Raw genomic sequence first — 14,641 nt, 5'->3', positions numbered from 1 at the left:
TTCCTTATAAAGTTGGCACAAAGGGGATAACAGGCAACTCAAGGGTTCGCCCTATCACAATGTAAGCGACTAAACTGGCAATACCAATAATCATCAAATATACCAGCAGCACCTTGGCAAACTTAAGCAAGGCAAAACGTTGCTGTACTAATCCCCACTTCACGCAAACACGATATAAACCAAACACGGCGTGCACTACAACGGCGGGTAAAAGTAAGATATACAGAATCCAGACATTATCGTAATAAACTCGCTCGGCAGATAAATGCGGGCCAATTTCAGGATTCATGATCATGGTAAATAGATGCACCGGCACTAAGAAAAACAATAAAAAACCTGTCACCATTTGCCAGAACCATATTTTGGTATCTTCGTGGGGTAAAAAATGCATTTGTTGCCGTAATGCTCGCCATTGACCAATTTGAGTCGGAAAGCGGCGCAAGGCAAAAATGGCATGGATCATCAGCACAACTAACATAAACGCTGAAAATATCTGGGTTAATAATGGATAACCATGGCCCGTTTCACTGAAAACCCCACCCTCAAGAAACTGAACAACGTGATAAAAAGCTTCTTTACCCAGCAAAATGCTCGATTCAAAATGTAAATGCGCAATAATAAAAAGCCCGAGTAACACCCCGGATATACTTTGCAAACTGTCAGCTCTTGCAGCCCAAATTGGATGAGAAAAACCCTTAGCAGCACTCACATTATTATTTTTTGCAGGCAAGGATTGAGACTCCATAAATTGTTACATCCGGTACTGGCACAATAAGGTACCTTGACCATATCAAGTCTTTTCAAACAACATCATTAGCGATAAAACAAACCGTGATCTTGCTCACTTATTATCATGTCGGACTTAGAGGCTGATCACACTGTGTTTAAGATTGAAATTTCAAACAAACCCAATGACTTGGCCAATTAACAAAACGAATTTGCGCTTTCAAACAATGACAATGATCATGTCGCGATAATTAACCGTAATCACGCTCACAACATCACTCCAAAAATCTTAACAAGATAAAATCCATACTAAGGTGCGCATCTGTAAATGGTTTGGGTATAATAGCCGCCATTAACACCACTTTTATCAAAGATTAGGAACACTTCATGGCTTGGATCCAATTGCGCATTCACACCCATCGCGACAATGCAGATATGTTAGGCGACTTATTAATGGATCAAGGTTCTGTTTCCATTACCTATGAAGATGGCCAGGACGAACCCATTTTTGAACCTAAATTAGGTGAAACTCCACTTTGGCAAGATACGGTAGTTGTTGCGTTATTTGATGCAGGCACCGATTTAGCTCCCACGATTGAATTTTTAGAATCTATGCCATTTTTAGGCGCTGGTTTTAGCCATAAAATTGAACAAGTAGAAGACAAAGACTGGGTACGTGAATGGATGGACAGTTTCCACCCTATTCAATTTGGTCAACGTTTATGGATTTGCCCAAGTTGGCGCCCTATTCCTGACCCAGAAGCGGTTAACGTTATTTTAGATCCTGGCTTAGCATTTGGCACAGGTACACACCCTACAACTGCATTATGTCTTGAGTGGTTGGACAGCTTAGATTTAGCTGATAAAGAAGTTATCGACTTTGGTTGTGGCTCAGGTATTTTAGCGATTGCCGCTATCAAACTCGGGGCCAAAAAAGTCACCGGTGTGGATATTGATTATCAAGCTATAGACGCCTCTACCGCTAACGCTGAACGAAATGATGTAGCAGATAAATTATCACTTTATTTACCTGAAGATCAGCCAGTGAATTTACAAGCTGATGTGCTTGTCGCCAATATTCTAGCGGGGCCGCTCAAAGAATTAGCCCCATTAATTGCTGAAAAAGTAAAAACCGGTGGTCAACTAGCCCTGTCAGGTTTATTACGCGAACAGGCTCAAGATGTATCTGACTTCTATAGCCAATGGTTTGATATGGACCCAGCGTGCCATAAAGAAGATTGGACTCGCTTAAACGGAACAAAAAAATAGTTTACTATTTAAGCAAACAGACGCGCGTATAACAAGGGTTACAATTGTTTTACACGCGTCTAGCTTATCTACTGCTTAGCTGCAACCCCCATCAGTGCTCAAAAACAAAAATATATCCCCCTTAACCGCAAATATTAAGTCAATTAATTGTCTGAGATCAAAAGTCAAGTAAAAAAGTTTTATTTAGGTCATTTATTGACCTTTTCAAGCTGGTCAAAAAGGGCTACTATAGCGCCCCTTTGAAGAGCAAGGTGAAATCAGCAAATGCGAATTGGCCCCTATCAACTGTCTAACCAGCTGATCGTGGCACCAATGGCAGGTGTCACCGATCAAGCCTTCCGCAACCTTTGTTTACGTTATGGCGCAGCCTTAGCAGTATCTGAAATGTTGTCGTCCAATCCTGATGTTTGGGACTCGGATAAAAGCCGCATGCGCATGGCGCATTCAGGCGAAGAAGGAATACGCTCCGTACAAATTGCAGGTGCAGACCCTGATTTAATGGCTAATGCCGCTCAGTTCAACGTTGAACAAGGCGCGCATATCATTGATATCAATATGGGTTGCCCAGCAAAAAAAGTGAATAAAAAGTTAGCTGGTTCTGCATTGATGCAAAACCCCTGCTTAGTAAAAGAGATTTTACAAGCCGTGGTTAGCGCAGTGGATGTTCCGGTAACCTTAAAAATTCGCACAGGGTGGGACCCAGATAATCGTAACGGGATCCAAATAGCCCAAATTGCCCAAGATTGTGGCATTGCTTCGTTAGCGGTTCATGGCCGTACAAAGCAATGTATGTATAAAGGCTTTGCCGAATACGACACGATTAAAGCAATAAAACAGAATATCTCGATTCCGGTTGTTGCCAATGGCGATATTAACAGCCCCGAAAAAGCCAAGTTTGTGCTTGATTATACGGGTGCTGATGCGGTGATGATAGGAAGAGGTGCACAAGGAAGGCCCTGGATTTTTAAAGAGATTCAGCACTACTTGGAAACAGGTACAAAGTTAGCGCCTATCGGGGCAGAAGAGCAACGCACTGTGATGCTTGAACACCTTGATAAACTTTATGATCTGTATGGCGAGTACAAAGGTGTCCGTTTTGCCAGAAAGCATATCGGATGGTACCTAAACCAGGAAGAACAACGTCAATGGCGTGCTGACTTCAACAGGCTTGAAACCGCTGTCCAACAGCATTCCTTTGTGGAATGTTATTTTGAAGAATTAGTGTAAAATTAATTAAAGAGCAGAATAGAATGTTTGATCAGACAACTAACACAGAAGTTCACCAGCTTACCGTAGGCAAAATCGAAACAGCAAACGGCACTATCAAGCCGCAGTTATTACGCGACGCAGTTAAACGCGCCGTAACCAACTTCTTCTCTCAGTTAGACGGTCAGGAAGCTTCAGAAGTGTATGAAATGGTACTTAGTGAAGTTGAAGCACCTTTACTAGACATTATCATGCAACACACTCGTGGCAACCAAACTCGCGCAGCGAACATGTTAGGTATCAACCGTGGTACTTTACGTAAGAAGCTAAAAAAATATGGCATGAACTAAGACTCAACGTCTAAGTGATTGTAAGAAAACGGGCTTATCAGCAATGATAAGCCCGTTTTTGCTTATATGTACCCCCATATGTACCTTCTTTTTTGTTGTCCCTTATTCTTTTAGTCTTTTCACCCATAAAATATCTCATAACAACATTTGTTTTATATAGCCTTTGTATTGGGCGATGTCACTAATATGGCCAACTAAAACCGCTATGACTAACCTATTATACTCAACCGTCTAACCATTTTTTAAATTGTGCTGTGCGAGTTTTGCTGGTAATAAGTGGCTCTTTTAATATTGTCGTTGTTACCGCGACGGTATCTTTGCCGTAATTCTCGAATGCTTGAATATAATTCAAATTAATTAAATCGCTGCGGTTGAGCCTGAAAAACTGCTTAGGGTCGAGTTGTTGTTCAAGTTCAGTAATCGAGTTGCCTGTTAGCATATGATGCTGGCCGAGTTTATCGTAAGCAGAAATAACCCCTGCCGCAGCGCGCAAACACACTATGTCATCGGTTTTAAGTATTTCGACCACTTGTGATTTACGCAATAAAAAGCGGCTTTTATAGATTGGCAGTTCAACACTGGGCTGACCTATCTGAACCTGAGTTAAGTTATGCTTTAATTGTTCATAGCTCAACATAGCCGCAGAGAAACGCTTATATGAAAAAGGTTTGAGCAGATATTCAATCCCCTGATTTTGAAAAGCATCACCCCAATGTTGATCATAAGATGTGGTGTATATAACAGGGCAAGGTAAATCAAGGGCATTAAGAGCGTTAAAGACCTGGCCATCTAACAATTCAATGTCAGAGAAAATAAGGTCTAACAGTGGCTGATTATCAAAGAATGTAATGACATCGGCTACTTTATCAATTTGTGCAACAATTTCAGCCTCGGGATAGTAACGATGAATAAAACCAATCAGTTTTTGGGCAGCCAACGGCTCATCTTCAATCACTAACACTCTCATGCAAACTCCCTGTGAACAGATAAAGGTAAAGTGAGCCTGAAATAATGTTCAGTATGCTCAACTTCTAAAGGTTGGTTACAAATAGCCACACAGCGTGTGCGCAAGTTTTGCAGACCTAATTGAGTAGACTCAGGTTTAAAGCTTTTCTGACTAATCTGATTACCAATACTGACTTTATCAGCATCAATTGTTATTTCAATCTTGGTAGGGGCAAGTTTATTGCCTTGATTATGCTTAATCACATTTTCAATAGCGAGTTGCAAAGCACAGGGTAAAATATGACTGCGTAAATTATCCCCAGGCTTTTGAATAATCTCAAGCACATAAGCCCCTTCAAACCGTGTTGATATTAATGACATGTAATTTTTTGCAAAAATCAGTTCATGTTCAAGCGGTACTAAAGAGTGATCTTTATGCTGTAAAATATAACGGTAAATATCGCTAAAGGTATTAAGGTATTCATCCGCTTCATCAGGGTCTTGTTGTATCAATGCCGACAACACATTGAGGTTATTGAATAAAAAATGTGGATCAATATGCTGCTGTAATGTTTTTACTTGGCTTTGCAGTAACGCTTTTTCGCTTTGTTCTAGCGCGCTATGTTGTTGTTTTATAACTTCAAAAACTTTGAATGCTAAGGTAAAACCACCCACTATGGTATGCAAAATAAACTGCATACTCAAAAGCGATATGATATGAGCCACATTAATTGCTTGAATACCTATCGCAAACTCAAGCGCGACAATTAACCCTGTAACAGCAAAGGTAAAACTGACATTACTGAGTAAAAATACTCGTATATAGCATTGTGTATTGCTGAGTATGTGTTTGCTATTTTGATAGAAGCGAAACCAACGTAACGTGAGCCATTGTGCAATAAAGCATTGAATAGCCATCCACACTGGGGCATCAAAATGCCATTGAATTGCCTCACCGGGTTTGGCCTGTAAAAGTGCAGAGTACAACACCATAAATATCGAAAAAAGGCTGATAATAATAATATTAATAAGTTTATTCATGATGTTGACTCTATTTAAATTCATTTGAGTTTAATTATTTTCTGGCAACCGCATAATCACTTGGCCTTTGTCGTCTAAAAACTCCAGTTTTGCTTCACCCGATTCAGTCACTACCAGTTGAATTCGCTTATTACCCTGAGCATCATTTAAGCGTAATTGTGAGCTACCATTTAAGGTACCGTAAAAAGCACGATGCACTGCACCTTTATTGTCTTCTATATATTGTTGCTCGAGGACAGCTAATTTAGCAGTATCTCCTTCTGACTGCGCTTTAATAAATGCCTTGGTCAATTCAAAGTCCATATCGGTATCGGGTCTATCCATAACGGTTAAACCGGTGATCATAAAATCTTTTTGCTCAATATGCTGCATCATCATAGTCTGGTCTTGGTTATAGCGATCAAAAGACATGTGTAACCCATGATTAACCTCTCCATTGTCTTTTTTACCACGGAAAATGAAACCGCCATTTTCTGTGCCCTCATCATTATAAAAAATCATACCCGGTCTAGGCTCATTAGAGCGAAATACTTCCTTACCAAACTTATCAACCCCAGGCGCTTTATCAGCGTTTGAGAGTACCATTCGGTTTAAGCCATTTTTCTCTACAATATTAATACGTTCAACAGAAATCTCTTCAAACGTCATCTTATTAGGGCTGTTATCTAATTTATCTAAAAAAACATAACTTCCTAATGAAAAGAGACTAATGCCTAAGATGTAGTTAATGAATTTTTGAGTTTTAAATTGTTGTACTAAAGCAACGTGTTGATGAGTAGTCATGGTGCGCCCTCTTTAAGCTATTGATTATTTTTTACAACGGTAGGAACCGCTGGTTGTGTGATTAAAGTAGCGTGCTGACAATTAAGACAAAATACATAATCTATAAGCAGGGGGAAAATCTTATTAAAGGGCTGAAAATGACGATTACACCAAATGATTAATCTAATGGTTTAGTTTGCTATGGGGGAATTAGCTAAAAATAGCTGGTCGACGCTATTATGTTATCAAGGTACTAGCGCATTGGATTGGATTAAATTGAAGTAAAGTGAATCAAGTGAATTGAGTTAGCCTAGCGGATAATCAGTAATATGCTATTTTGTTTCTACATCGACAAAATATTGTTGTTCAAGCTGCTTATACTCACCACTGGCTCGAATTGTTTTTAAACCACGATTAAACGTGTTTTTTAATGCCTCGTCATGGAAGCTTAGATAATAATCCGGTCCTGAAAATATCATGTGATAATGCAAGCTTGCTGTTACATCGATATCTTTGGCGATCATACGGTTTAAATCTTGGAACACGTACCGGTCGGCTATCACGATATCAATGCGTTCTTTATAAAGCATTTTATTTTGTTTTTCTTGTGGTGACACTTCCAAATAGGAGAGATTATTTTGGGTCATTTTGTTAAAAGTGTTGCCCATAACGTGTTGGGCATTCAAAAAGGCCACCACGCTGTAATGTTTTAAATCATCAATGCTAGTAATACGTAAGTCATTTTTGGCTAAGCTAATCGCTACATTGTGGTATGAAATATAATTATCTGAAGCGAACCCTCCAACACCTGTATGCTGATTTACCGTCATAATGGCATCCGCTTTTTTCTGTTGAAAATGCAATAATTGGCGATTACGGGAAGAAAACTGAAACTCGACTTTTATGCCTTCACTGGCAAATGCCTGACGGATGATATCCAGTTCAATACCTGATTGTTCATCTTGTAATATATAAGGCGGGCGAGCTGTAGGGGACGCGATAATGATTTTTTTATCTACCCTCAACTCTGTAGCAGACAATGGTTGTGATACGACTAGTTGAAGCATAGATGCTAGACACGTCAGTAATACGCTAGAGGTCAAAGCGAGTGAGAAATAATGCCTTTGAGAACCTAGCATAGGGTAAGTGTTACCTTTTATTATTTTTTGTGCCAGTTATAGTGCAAGCATAGCGTGAATAATCAATGTTGATCAAGCTCAACCATTCAACAAATATAGCCCCATAAATATAAATGTGAAGTATGTAAAGTCGCCATAAAAAAACAGGCACCAATTGGCACCTGTGTTTAATCAGCATAAAAAATTAACTCATGACATCTTCTAATGCTTTAAGGCATAAGGCCACATTTTCAGCTCTAGCACCAAAACCCATCAAACCGATGCGCCAGGCTTTCCCTCCTAACGCGCCTAATCCTGCGCCTATTTCTAGGTTATATTGCTCTAGCAGTTGTTTACGCACCGCGCCGTCATCAATACCTTCTGGAATATAAACGGTATTAAGCTGAGGTAGTCGGTATGCCTCTTCAACAACGAACTTAAGTCCTAGCTTAGTGAGTCCGTCGCGCAAAATTACATGCATATTATGGTGACGTGCCCAGGCATTTTCTAGCCCTTCGTTTGCTAATACACGTAATGACTCATGTAAGGCATATAATGCATTAACGGGGGCGGTGTGATGATAGCTACGTTTACCACCAGCGCTATTACTCCAATAACCCATGACTAATGTTTGGTCTAAAAACCAACTTTGTACTAGTGTTTTACGGTTTTTAAGCTTTTCAACGGCTTTATCTGAAAACGATACCGGCGATAAGCCCGGCACGCATGATAGGCACTTTTGGCTACCGGAATAAATAGCATCAATACCCCATTCATCCACACGTAGCTCAACACCCCCTAATGATGTCACCGCATCAACTATGGTTAAACAGCCATGGAGCTGTGCAAGTGTACACAGGGTTTGCGCATCAGATAACGCACCAGTCGATGTTTCTGCATGTACAAAGGCTAAAAATTTTGCATCAGGGTTGGCCACTAATGCCTGTTCAACCGCTTCTGGACAAACAGGTTCTCCCCAAGCATTATCAACTACCACGGCTACGCCGCCGACACGTTCAACGTTTTGGCGCATACGTTCGCCAAACACCCCATTACGACACACAATGACCTTTTCACCTGGCTCAACTAAGTTGACAAAACAGGTCTCCATGCCAGCACTGCCTGGGGCAGATACCGCTAGGGTCATTTCATTCTTAGTTTGAAAGGCATATTGGATCAGTTGTTTTAGCTCATCCATCATATTAACGAACAACGGATCAAGATGACCAATAGTCGGCTTGGCTTGTGCAGCCAAGACTTCAGGATAAACGTCGGACGGCCCTGGGCCCATCAAAATACGGCGTGGAGGGTTAAAAGCAGCAATTTGCGGTACGGGCAACATCAATGTCTCCTTAACTAGGTCTAGCTATTTTATTAAATAGCAGTAGTTGAAAAAATTTACCCTACATAGAAAAATAGTACTCAGCCAACGAGTATGTTCTCGTTTTAGCCCTTAACGTAAACTTATCACATTGGCTTGCAAAAGAAGCCAATGCTAAAAGATTATTTACTGGAATTTAAAAATAACTTATATGCGGGGCTGTGTGTTTCTTCTTGATAAACAAAGCCAAGCTCGGTCAAAAAGTGGCCAAAGGCAACATCATCTTTTGCTGGCACTTCAAAACCCGCTAACACTCGACCAAAGGCTGCGCCGTGGTTACGATAGTGAAATAAACTGATATTCCACTTACTTTGTAATGTGGTTAAAAACTTCAACAATGCGCCAGGATGCTCAGGGAACTCAAAACTGAATAACCGCTCTTCTAATGGCTCTAACGGGTGACCACCAACCATATAGCGCACATGCAGTTTTGCGGTTTCGTCTTGAGATAAGTCTTGAACTTCAAAGCCTTCTGACTCTAGCTTAGCAATAATGCCTTTTAGCTCATTTTTACCACCACTTAAGCGAATACCGGCAAAGACTACCGCCATATCTCGGCTGCTGAAACGATAGTTAAACTCGGTCATGACCCGTTTTTCAAGTAACTCACAAAAGCGCAAAAAGCTGCCAGGTTGTTCAGGCACTTTTACCGCTAAAACCGCTTCTTTTTGCTCGCCTAACTCACAACGTTCAGACACATAACGCAGGCTATGAAAATTAACATTAGCGCCACTTAAAATAGCCGCCACTTTTAATGGTTTATCCGTGTCACTTTGATACGCGAGCATATACTTTTTCAAACCGGCAATGGATAACGCACCAGCGGGCTCAGCTATCGCACGGGTGTCCTCAAAAATATCTTTTACTGCAGCGCAAATTTCATCCGAGGTGACTGTAATCACATGATCAACATATTCTCGAGCAACCCGAAAAGGCTCATCACCAATGCGCTTAACGGCTACGCCATCGGCAAATAAACCTACCTGACTTAATGTAACGGGCTCATCGGCTTCTAATGCCGCTTTTAAACACGCGGCATCCTCCGGCTCAACACCAATAATTTTTACGTGTGGCATTACCGCTTTATAATACGCCGCAATACCTGCAATTAACCCGCCACCACCAACAGGTACAAACACCACATCAAGCCCGCGTTGTTGTTGCACCATTTCTTGGGCAATTGTGCCCTGTCCAGCGATGACAGCTTCATCATCAAATGGGGCAATGTACACCCGACCTTCAGATTCTGACAGCGCTTTAGCATATTCATTAGCTTGGTCAAATGCTTGACCGTGTAATACCACGGTGCCGCCCAAACGCTTTACCGCATCGATTTTAATGTCTGGCGTTGTGTTTGGCATGACAATGACCGCATTAATGCCGCGACTTGCGGCCGACATAGCCACGCCTTGGGCATGATTACCGGCTGATGCACACACGACCCCACAAGCGCATTGCTCGGAGGTTAACTGCGCAATGCGGTTATAAGCACCACGCAATTTAAACGAGTGCACAGGCTGCATGTCTTCACGCTTTAGAAATACATCGCAACCTAAGCGGGCTGACAATTTTTTCATCGCAGATAATGGTGTCACCTCGGCAATATCATAAACGGATGACAGCAAAATCTTTTGCAAATACTGCTGAGCTAAGGGCATGGGCGCTAGTTCCAATTGAGTTGATGATGCCAAGGGCTGCATAATCTATCCCTCTAACTTACTGCGATCGCGCACAGCACCTTGATCGGCACTGGTGGCTAATAGCGCATACGCTTTCAACGCCAATGAAACATAACGTTCACGACCAATAGGTTTCCAACCGAACACACCTTTGGCGTCCATCGCTTGGCGGCGCGCGGCTAAAGCTTGGTCACTGACGTTCAGTTTGATACTACGATTAGGGATATCAATGGCAATTTGATCGCCATTTTCAATCAAGGCAATAGTGCCACCTGAAGCCGCTTCTGGTGATATATGGCCAATCGATAAACCAGAAGTGCCGCCAGAGAAACGTCCATCGGTAATTAACGCACACTTGGTCCCTAACCCACGAGACTTAAGGTAGGTAGTTGGGTACAGCATTTCCTGCATACCTGGGCCACCTTTAGGGCCTTCATAGCGAATAACCACCACATCACCGGCAACAACTTCGCCACCTAAAATACCGGCGACGGCATCATCTTGGCTTTCATAAATACGGGCGCTGCCCACAAAGGTTAAATTAGAATCATCAACCCCTGCGGTTTTCACAATACAGCCTTTTTCAGCGATATTACCCGACAATACCGCTAAGCCGCCTTCTTGGCTGAAAGCGAATTCACGCGTACGGATACAGCCGTTTTCACGGTCATCATCAACAGTGTCCCAGCGACAATCTTGGCTAAAGGCCTTTTGGGTTGGAATACCAGCAGGTCCTGCACTGAAGAAACGTATAACGGCAGGGTCATTGGTTTGTTTAATATCATATTTGGCTAACACTGACTTTAAGTCACCGCCATTATCCGCAGCCACATGTGGTACGTCATTATGTAATAGGCCTGCTCTGTCTAACTCACCTAAAATACCCATGACGCCACCCGCACGGTGAACGTCTTCCATATGATATTTAGGGGTAGATGGCGCGACTTTACAAAGGTGCGGCACTAAACGTGAAATACGGTCAATATCGGCCATGGTGAAATCAACTTCCGCTTCATGGGCGGCGGCCAATAAATGCAATACCGTGTTAGATGAACCGCCCATGGCGATATCTAAAGTTGTTGCGTTTTCAAACGCTTTAAATGAGGCGATATTACGTGGTAAAGCAGTTTCATCGTCATGCTTGTAATAACGCTCGGCGAGCTTCATGACTCGGCGACCCGCTTCTAAAAACAGTTCACGGCGATCCGCATGGGTAGCCAACATTGAGCCATTACCCGGTAACGATAACCCTAGCGCTTCAGTTAGGCAGTTCATTGAGTTTGCGGTAAACATACCCGAACACGAGCCACAAGTAGGACAGGCACTGCGTTCAATTTGTTTGCTGTCTTCATCGCTAACATTGGTGTCAGCACCAGCAACCATGGCATCGACTAAATCAAGTTTGATAATTTTATCTGATAGCTTAGTTTTGCCAGCTTCCATTGGGCCACCAGAGACAAAAACCACTGGGATATTTAATCTTAGTGCAGCCATCAACATGCCTGGGGTGATTTTGTCGCAGTTTGAAATACACACTAATGCATCGGCACAGTGGGCATTAACCATGTATTCAACGCTGTCGGCAATTAACTCACGTGATGGCAGGCTATAAAGCATGCCGCCATGGCCCATGGCAATACCATCATCTACTGCGATAGTGTTAAATTCTTTGGCGATACCGCCTGCTTCTTCAATAGCGCTTGCTACTAACGAGCCCATATCTTTTAAATGCACATGACCCGGCACAAATTGAGTAAATGAGTTAGAGATGGCAATAATTGGCTTACCAAAATCCGTTTCTTTCACGCCTGTTGCGCGCCAAAGTGCGCGAGCTCCTGCCATGTTACGACCTTCGGTACTGGTTGCTGAACGTAGTTTTGGCATTGCTTTATTCCTTGTTTAATTCTTTACTGCATAAAATCGATTAATCTTTGCTGATGAAAGCTAAAAATATTAAGCGTTTACTGTTTTATCTAATTGGGCGGCAACGGGTAACACTTTACACTGTGTCACATCAATCAGCTTGTCTAATTGGTTGCTTAATAATTCAATCGCACGCTCGGCTTCAACCCATAAATTAATCGCTAGGTTGCTGTCATCCTTAGTGTGCATTTTCATTTCAGTCACTTTAAAGCCACGGTGACGTGTAACACGTAGTACACGCTCTAGTACTTCAGGACATTGTTTTACGGTTATCTCTAGATTATGTAGCATCATGTTTGCTTCTCCATTTGATCCATCATTTCACTGTTACTGGCCCCTGGAGGCACTAATGGCCAAACGTTGAAAGCGTCATCAATCGACACATGCAACATAAATGGACCTGGGGTATTAATCATTTCATCTAGGGCTTCTTCGACCTGATCTGCGCGGGTAATGGTACGCCCTGGGATATCAAATGCCGATGCCATTAACACAAAGTTAGGGTTGTCTGATAAATCTGTTTCGCTGTAGCGTTCTTCAAAAAATAGCTGCTGCCATTGCTTCACCATGCCTAATTTTTGGTTATCAACCAGTAAAATTTTAACCGGTAACTTACGGCGCTTGATGGTGGTTAACTCTTGCACATTCATCATGAACGAGCCATCACCCGACACAGTCACCACAGTTGCATTAGGTCTGGCTACTTGTGCGCCAATGGCAGCTGGCAATCCAAATCCCATAGTGCCAAGGCCTGCGCTAGACAAGTGGTCTTCTGGGCGTCTAAACCACATATGTTGAGCCACCCACATTTGGTGCTGACCCACATCACAACTTACCACGCTATCTTCAGGCAACTTATTGGCTAAACGACGTAACATAGAAGGCGCAAAAATCAGTTCACCTGGGTGGTTATAATCCCATTTATATTGACGTGACATGTCGGCAATATCTTGTAACCACGGCTGAATATGCACCGCATCAACGACTGCTTCTGCTAAGGCTGGCAATACCACTCTAAGCTCAGCTGCGATAGCCACATCTGCTTGACGTAGTTTACCCAGTTCGGCGGCATCGATATCTAAATGAAGCACTTTGGCATTACTGGCAAAACTGGCTAAACGGCCGGTTACACGGTCATCAAAGCGTGCCCCAACTACGATTAATAAATCACATTCTTGTACCGCTAAATTAGCCGCTTTGCCGCCGTGCATCCCTAACATACCAAGATAACCCGGTGCATCATGGGCAATACTGCCAAGCCCCTTTAAAGTGGCTACAGACGGTATTTTTGTTTGAGCAATAAACTGACGTAAGTGCCCGACAGCACCTGCCATACCGACACCACCACCGACGTATAACATGGGTTTTTTGGCGGCTTTGATTAATTCAGCTGCGGCGTCCAAATCAGCCTGTTCGGCTTGCAATTCAACTTCCACCGATTGCAGTGGTGTTTTGTATTCAAGTTCGGCTATTTGAATGTCTTTAGGGATATCGACCAACACAGGCCCAGGTCTTCCAGAGGCGGCAATTTCAAAGGCGCGATATAAAGTAGGAATGAGTTCATTGATGTCTGTCACCATAAAACTGTGCTTGGTACAAGACAGTGACATGCCCAGCACATCAATTTCTTGGAAGGCGTCAGTACCAATTACACTGGTCGACACCTGGCCTGTAATGGCAACTAACGGCACGGAATCAAGTAATGCATCAGCAAGTGAGGTGATTAAATTTGTCGCTCCCGGTCCTGATGTTGCAAAGCATACACCGGTTTTGCCACTGGCTCTGGCGTACCCGACTGCGGCAAAAGCGGCACCTTGTTCATGGCGACTTAACAGATGCTCAACAGGGCTACCATAAAGGGCATCATAAATCGGCATAATAGCCCCACCTGGGTAACCAAACACTGTGGTTACACCATGTGCGGCTAGTACTTTGATTACGGCGTCTGCGCCTCTCATTTTTTGCCCTACTTCCATAATGTACTCTCTACTTATTAACGCTACTTGATGACAATGTGTATGTTCAGTGAATGTTCAAACGCCTTAAAACAAAAAACCCCCGGTCCTTTCGGAGCGGGGGTTTTTGGAATTTTGTGACCTTTAGGTCAGTCTTTTTGCCAAATGCAGCCCCCGCTGTGATTTAATAATCACTACGGTAATAATCGAAATAATGAGTAGGGCTACTTGGTTAAACATATAAAGACTGAGTTCCTAATTTGAGTGTTGAATATCAACTGTGTGA

At 42.6% G+C, this 14,641-nt stretch carries 13 protein-coding genes; 3 read left to right on the top strand and 10 right to left on the bottom strand.

The window, feature by feature from the left end; all coding sequences use genetic code 11:
- Nucleotides 1-4: 4 nt before the first annotated feature.
- Nucleotides 5-745, bottom strand: coding sequence for a fumarate reductase cytochrome b subunit (locus tag ACRWQN_RS03530; protein ID WP_434939794.1), 741 nt, complete (start codon nucleotides 743-745; stop codon nucleotides 5-7).
- A 368-nt stretch (nucleotides 746-1,113) separates the two neighbouring features.
- Between ACRWQN_RS03530 and prmA the strand changes: the two genes are divergently transcribed.
- The 3 genes from prmA to fis all read left to right on the top strand — a co-directional run bounded on the left by prmA (nucleotide 1,114) and on the right by fis (nucleotide 3,551).
- On the top strand, nucleotides 1,114-1,995 hold the full coding sequence (gene prmA / locus ACRWQN_RS03525) for a 50S ribosomal protein L11 methyltransferase (protein WP_434939793.1): 882 nt from the start codon (nucleotides 1,114-1,116) through the stop codon (nucleotides 1,993-1,995).
- A gap of 264 nt (nucleotides 1,996-2,259) precedes the next feature.
- The gene (gene dusB / locus ACRWQN_RS03520; protein ID WP_434939792.1) at nucleotides 2,260-3,222 is read left to right on the top strand and encodes a tRNA dihydrouridine synthase DusB; all 963 of its coding nucleotides are present in this window, start codon (nucleotides 2,260-2,262) and stop codon (nucleotides 3,220-3,222) included.
- Between the two features lie 23 nt (nucleotides 3,223-3,245).
- Entirely contained in the window at nucleotides 3,246-3,551 is a 306-nt protein-coding gene (gene fis, locus ACRWQN_RS03515; RefSeq protein WP_011494902.1) for a DNA-binding transcriptional regulator Fis, read from the top strand.
- Between the two features lie 223 nt (nucleotides 3,552-3,774).
- On the opposite strand, the gene ACRWQN_RS03510 is transcribed toward fis, so the two are convergent.
- The 9 genes from ACRWQN_RS03510 to ilvG form a co-directional block, all read right to left on the bottom strand.
- Nucleotides 3,775-4,518, bottom strand: a complete 744-nt coding sequence (locus ACRWQN_RS03510) for a LytR/AlgR family response regulator transcription factor (RefSeq protein WP_434939791.1) — start codon at nucleotides 4,516-4,518, stop codon at nucleotides 3,775-3,777.
- Nucleotides 4,515-5,537 carry a sensor histidine kinase gene (locus tag ACRWQN_RS03505; protein ID WP_434939790.1) on the bottom strand — a complete coding sequence of 341 codons (1,023 nt, stop codon included), beginning with the start codon at nucleotides 5,535-5,537 and terminating at the stop codon, nucleotides 4,515-4,517. Before ACRWQN_RS03505 ends, ACRWQN_RS03510 begins: the two co-directional genes overlap by 4 nt.
- 30 nt (nucleotides 5,538-5,567) lie before the next feature.
- Nucleotides 5,568-6,320 carry a hypothetical protein gene (locus tag ACRWQN_RS03500; protein ID WP_434939789.1) on the bottom strand — a complete coding sequence of 251 codons (753 nt, stop codon included), beginning with the start codon at nucleotides 6,318-6,320 and terminating at the stop codon, nucleotides 5,568-5,570.
- 311 nt (nucleotides 6,321-6,631) lie between these two features.
- Complete coding sequence (locus ACRWQN_RS03495; RefSeq protein WP_434939788.1) at nucleotides 6,632-7,438, bottom strand: substrate-binding periplasmic protein; 807 nt, start codon at nucleotides 7,436-7,438, stop codon at nucleotides 6,632-6,634.
- 184 nt (nucleotides 7,439-7,622) lie between these two features.
- Nucleotides 7,623-8,759, bottom strand: a complete 1,137-nt coding sequence (locus ACRWQN_RS03490; protein ID WP_434939787.1) for a pyridoxal-phosphate-dependent aminotransferase family protein — start codon at nucleotides 8,757-8,759, stop codon at nucleotides 7,623-7,625.
- Between the two features lie 161 nt (nucleotides 8,760-8,920).
- Nucleotides 8,921-10,498 carry a threonine ammonia-lyase, biosynthetic gene (gene ilvA, locus ACRWQN_RS03485; protein WP_434939786.1) on the bottom strand — a complete coding sequence of 526 codons (1,578 nt, stop codon included), beginning with the start codon at nucleotides 10,496-10,498 and terminating at the stop codon, nucleotides 8,921-8,923.
- Between the two features lie 3 nt (nucleotides 10,499-10,501).
- Nucleotides 10,502-12,361 (bottom strand): dihydroxy-acid dehydratase, encoded by a 1,860-nt coding sequence (gene ilvD, locus ACRWQN_RS03480; protein WP_434939785.1) that lies wholly within the window; start codon nucleotides 12,359-12,361, stop codon nucleotides 10,502-10,504.
- A gap of 69 nt (nucleotides 12,362-12,430) precedes the next feature.
- Complete coding sequence (gene ilvM / locus ACRWQN_RS03475; RefSeq protein ID WP_434928924.1) at nucleotides 12,431-12,691, bottom strand: acetolactate synthase 2 small subunit; 261 nt, start codon at nucleotides 12,689-12,691, stop codon at nucleotides 12,431-12,433.
- Nucleotides 12,691-14,376 (bottom strand): acetolactate synthase 2 catalytic subunit, encoded by a 1,686-nt coding sequence (ilvG, locus tag ACRWQN_RS03470; RefSeq protein ID WP_434939784.1) that lies wholly within the window; start codon nucleotides 14,374-14,376, stop codon nucleotides 12,691-12,693. Before ilvG ends, ilvM begins: the two co-directional genes overlap by 1 nt.
- Nucleotides 14,377-14,641 lie beyond the last annotated feature (265 nt).

The sequence above is a fragment of the Shewanella sp. HL-SH8 genome (assembly GCF_051165765.1).
GTDB classification, from domain to species: Bacteria; Pseudomonadota; Gammaproteobacteria; order Enterobacterales; family Shewanellaceae; genus Shewanella; species Shewanella glacialimarina.
The sequence above is the reverse complement of the archived record's forward strand: the minus strand, read 5'-3'. Positions and strand labels throughout refer to the sequence as shown.

Excerpts from the sequence above, each read along its gene's own strand:
- ACRWQN_RS03490 (WP_434939787.1), bottom strand. The coding sequence starts at position 8,759 with ATGTTGCCCGTACCGCAAATTGCTGCTTTTAACCCTCCACGCCGTATT.
- ACRWQN_RS03495 (WP_434939788.1), bottom strand. The coding sequence starts at position 7,438 with ATGCTAGGTTCTCAAAGGCATTATTTCTCACTCGCTTTGACCTCTAGC.
- ACRWQN_RS03505 (WP_434939790.1), bottom strand. The coding sequence starts at position 5,537 with ATGAATAAACTTATTAATATTATTATTATCAGCCTTTTTTCGATATTT.
- ilvG (WP_434939784.1), bottom strand. The coding sequence starts at position 14,376 with ATGGAAGTAGGGCAAAAAATGAGAGGCGCAGACGCCGTAATCAAAGTA.
- prmA (WP_434939793.1), top strand. The coding sequence starts at position 1,114 with ATGGCTTGGATCCAATTGCGCATTCACACCCATCGCGACAATGCAGAT.
- fis (WP_011494902.1), top strand. The coding sequence starts at position 3,246 with ATGTTTGATCAGACAACTAACACAGAAGTTCACCAGCTTACCGTAGGC.
- ACRWQN_RS03500 (WP_434939789.1), bottom strand. The coding sequence starts at position 6,320 with ATGACTACTCATCAACACGTTGCTTTAGTACAACAATTTAAAACTCAA.
- ilvM (WP_434928924.1), bottom strand. The coding sequence starts at position 12,691 with ATGCTACATAATCTAGAGATAACCGTAAAACAATGTCCTGAAGTACTA.
- ilvA (WP_434939786.1), bottom strand. The coding sequence starts at position 10,498 with ATGCAGCCCTTGGCATCATCAACTCAATTGGAACTAGCGCCCATGCCC.
- ilvD (WP_434939785.1), bottom strand. The coding sequence starts at position 12,361 with ATGCCAAAACTACGTTCAGCAACCAGTACCGAAGGTCGTAACATGGCA.
- ACRWQN_RS03510 (WP_434939791.1), bottom strand. The coding sequence starts at position 4,518 with ATGAGAGTGTTAGTGATTGAAGATGAGCCGTTGGCTGCCCAAAAACTG.
- dusB (WP_434939792.1), top strand. The coding sequence starts at position 2,260 with ATGCGAATTGGCCCCTATCAACTGTCTAACCAGCTGATCGTGGCACCA.
- ACRWQN_RS03530 (WP_434939794.1), bottom strand. The coding sequence starts at position 745 with ATGGAGTCTCAATCCTTGCCTGCAAAAAATAATAATGTGAGTGCTGCT.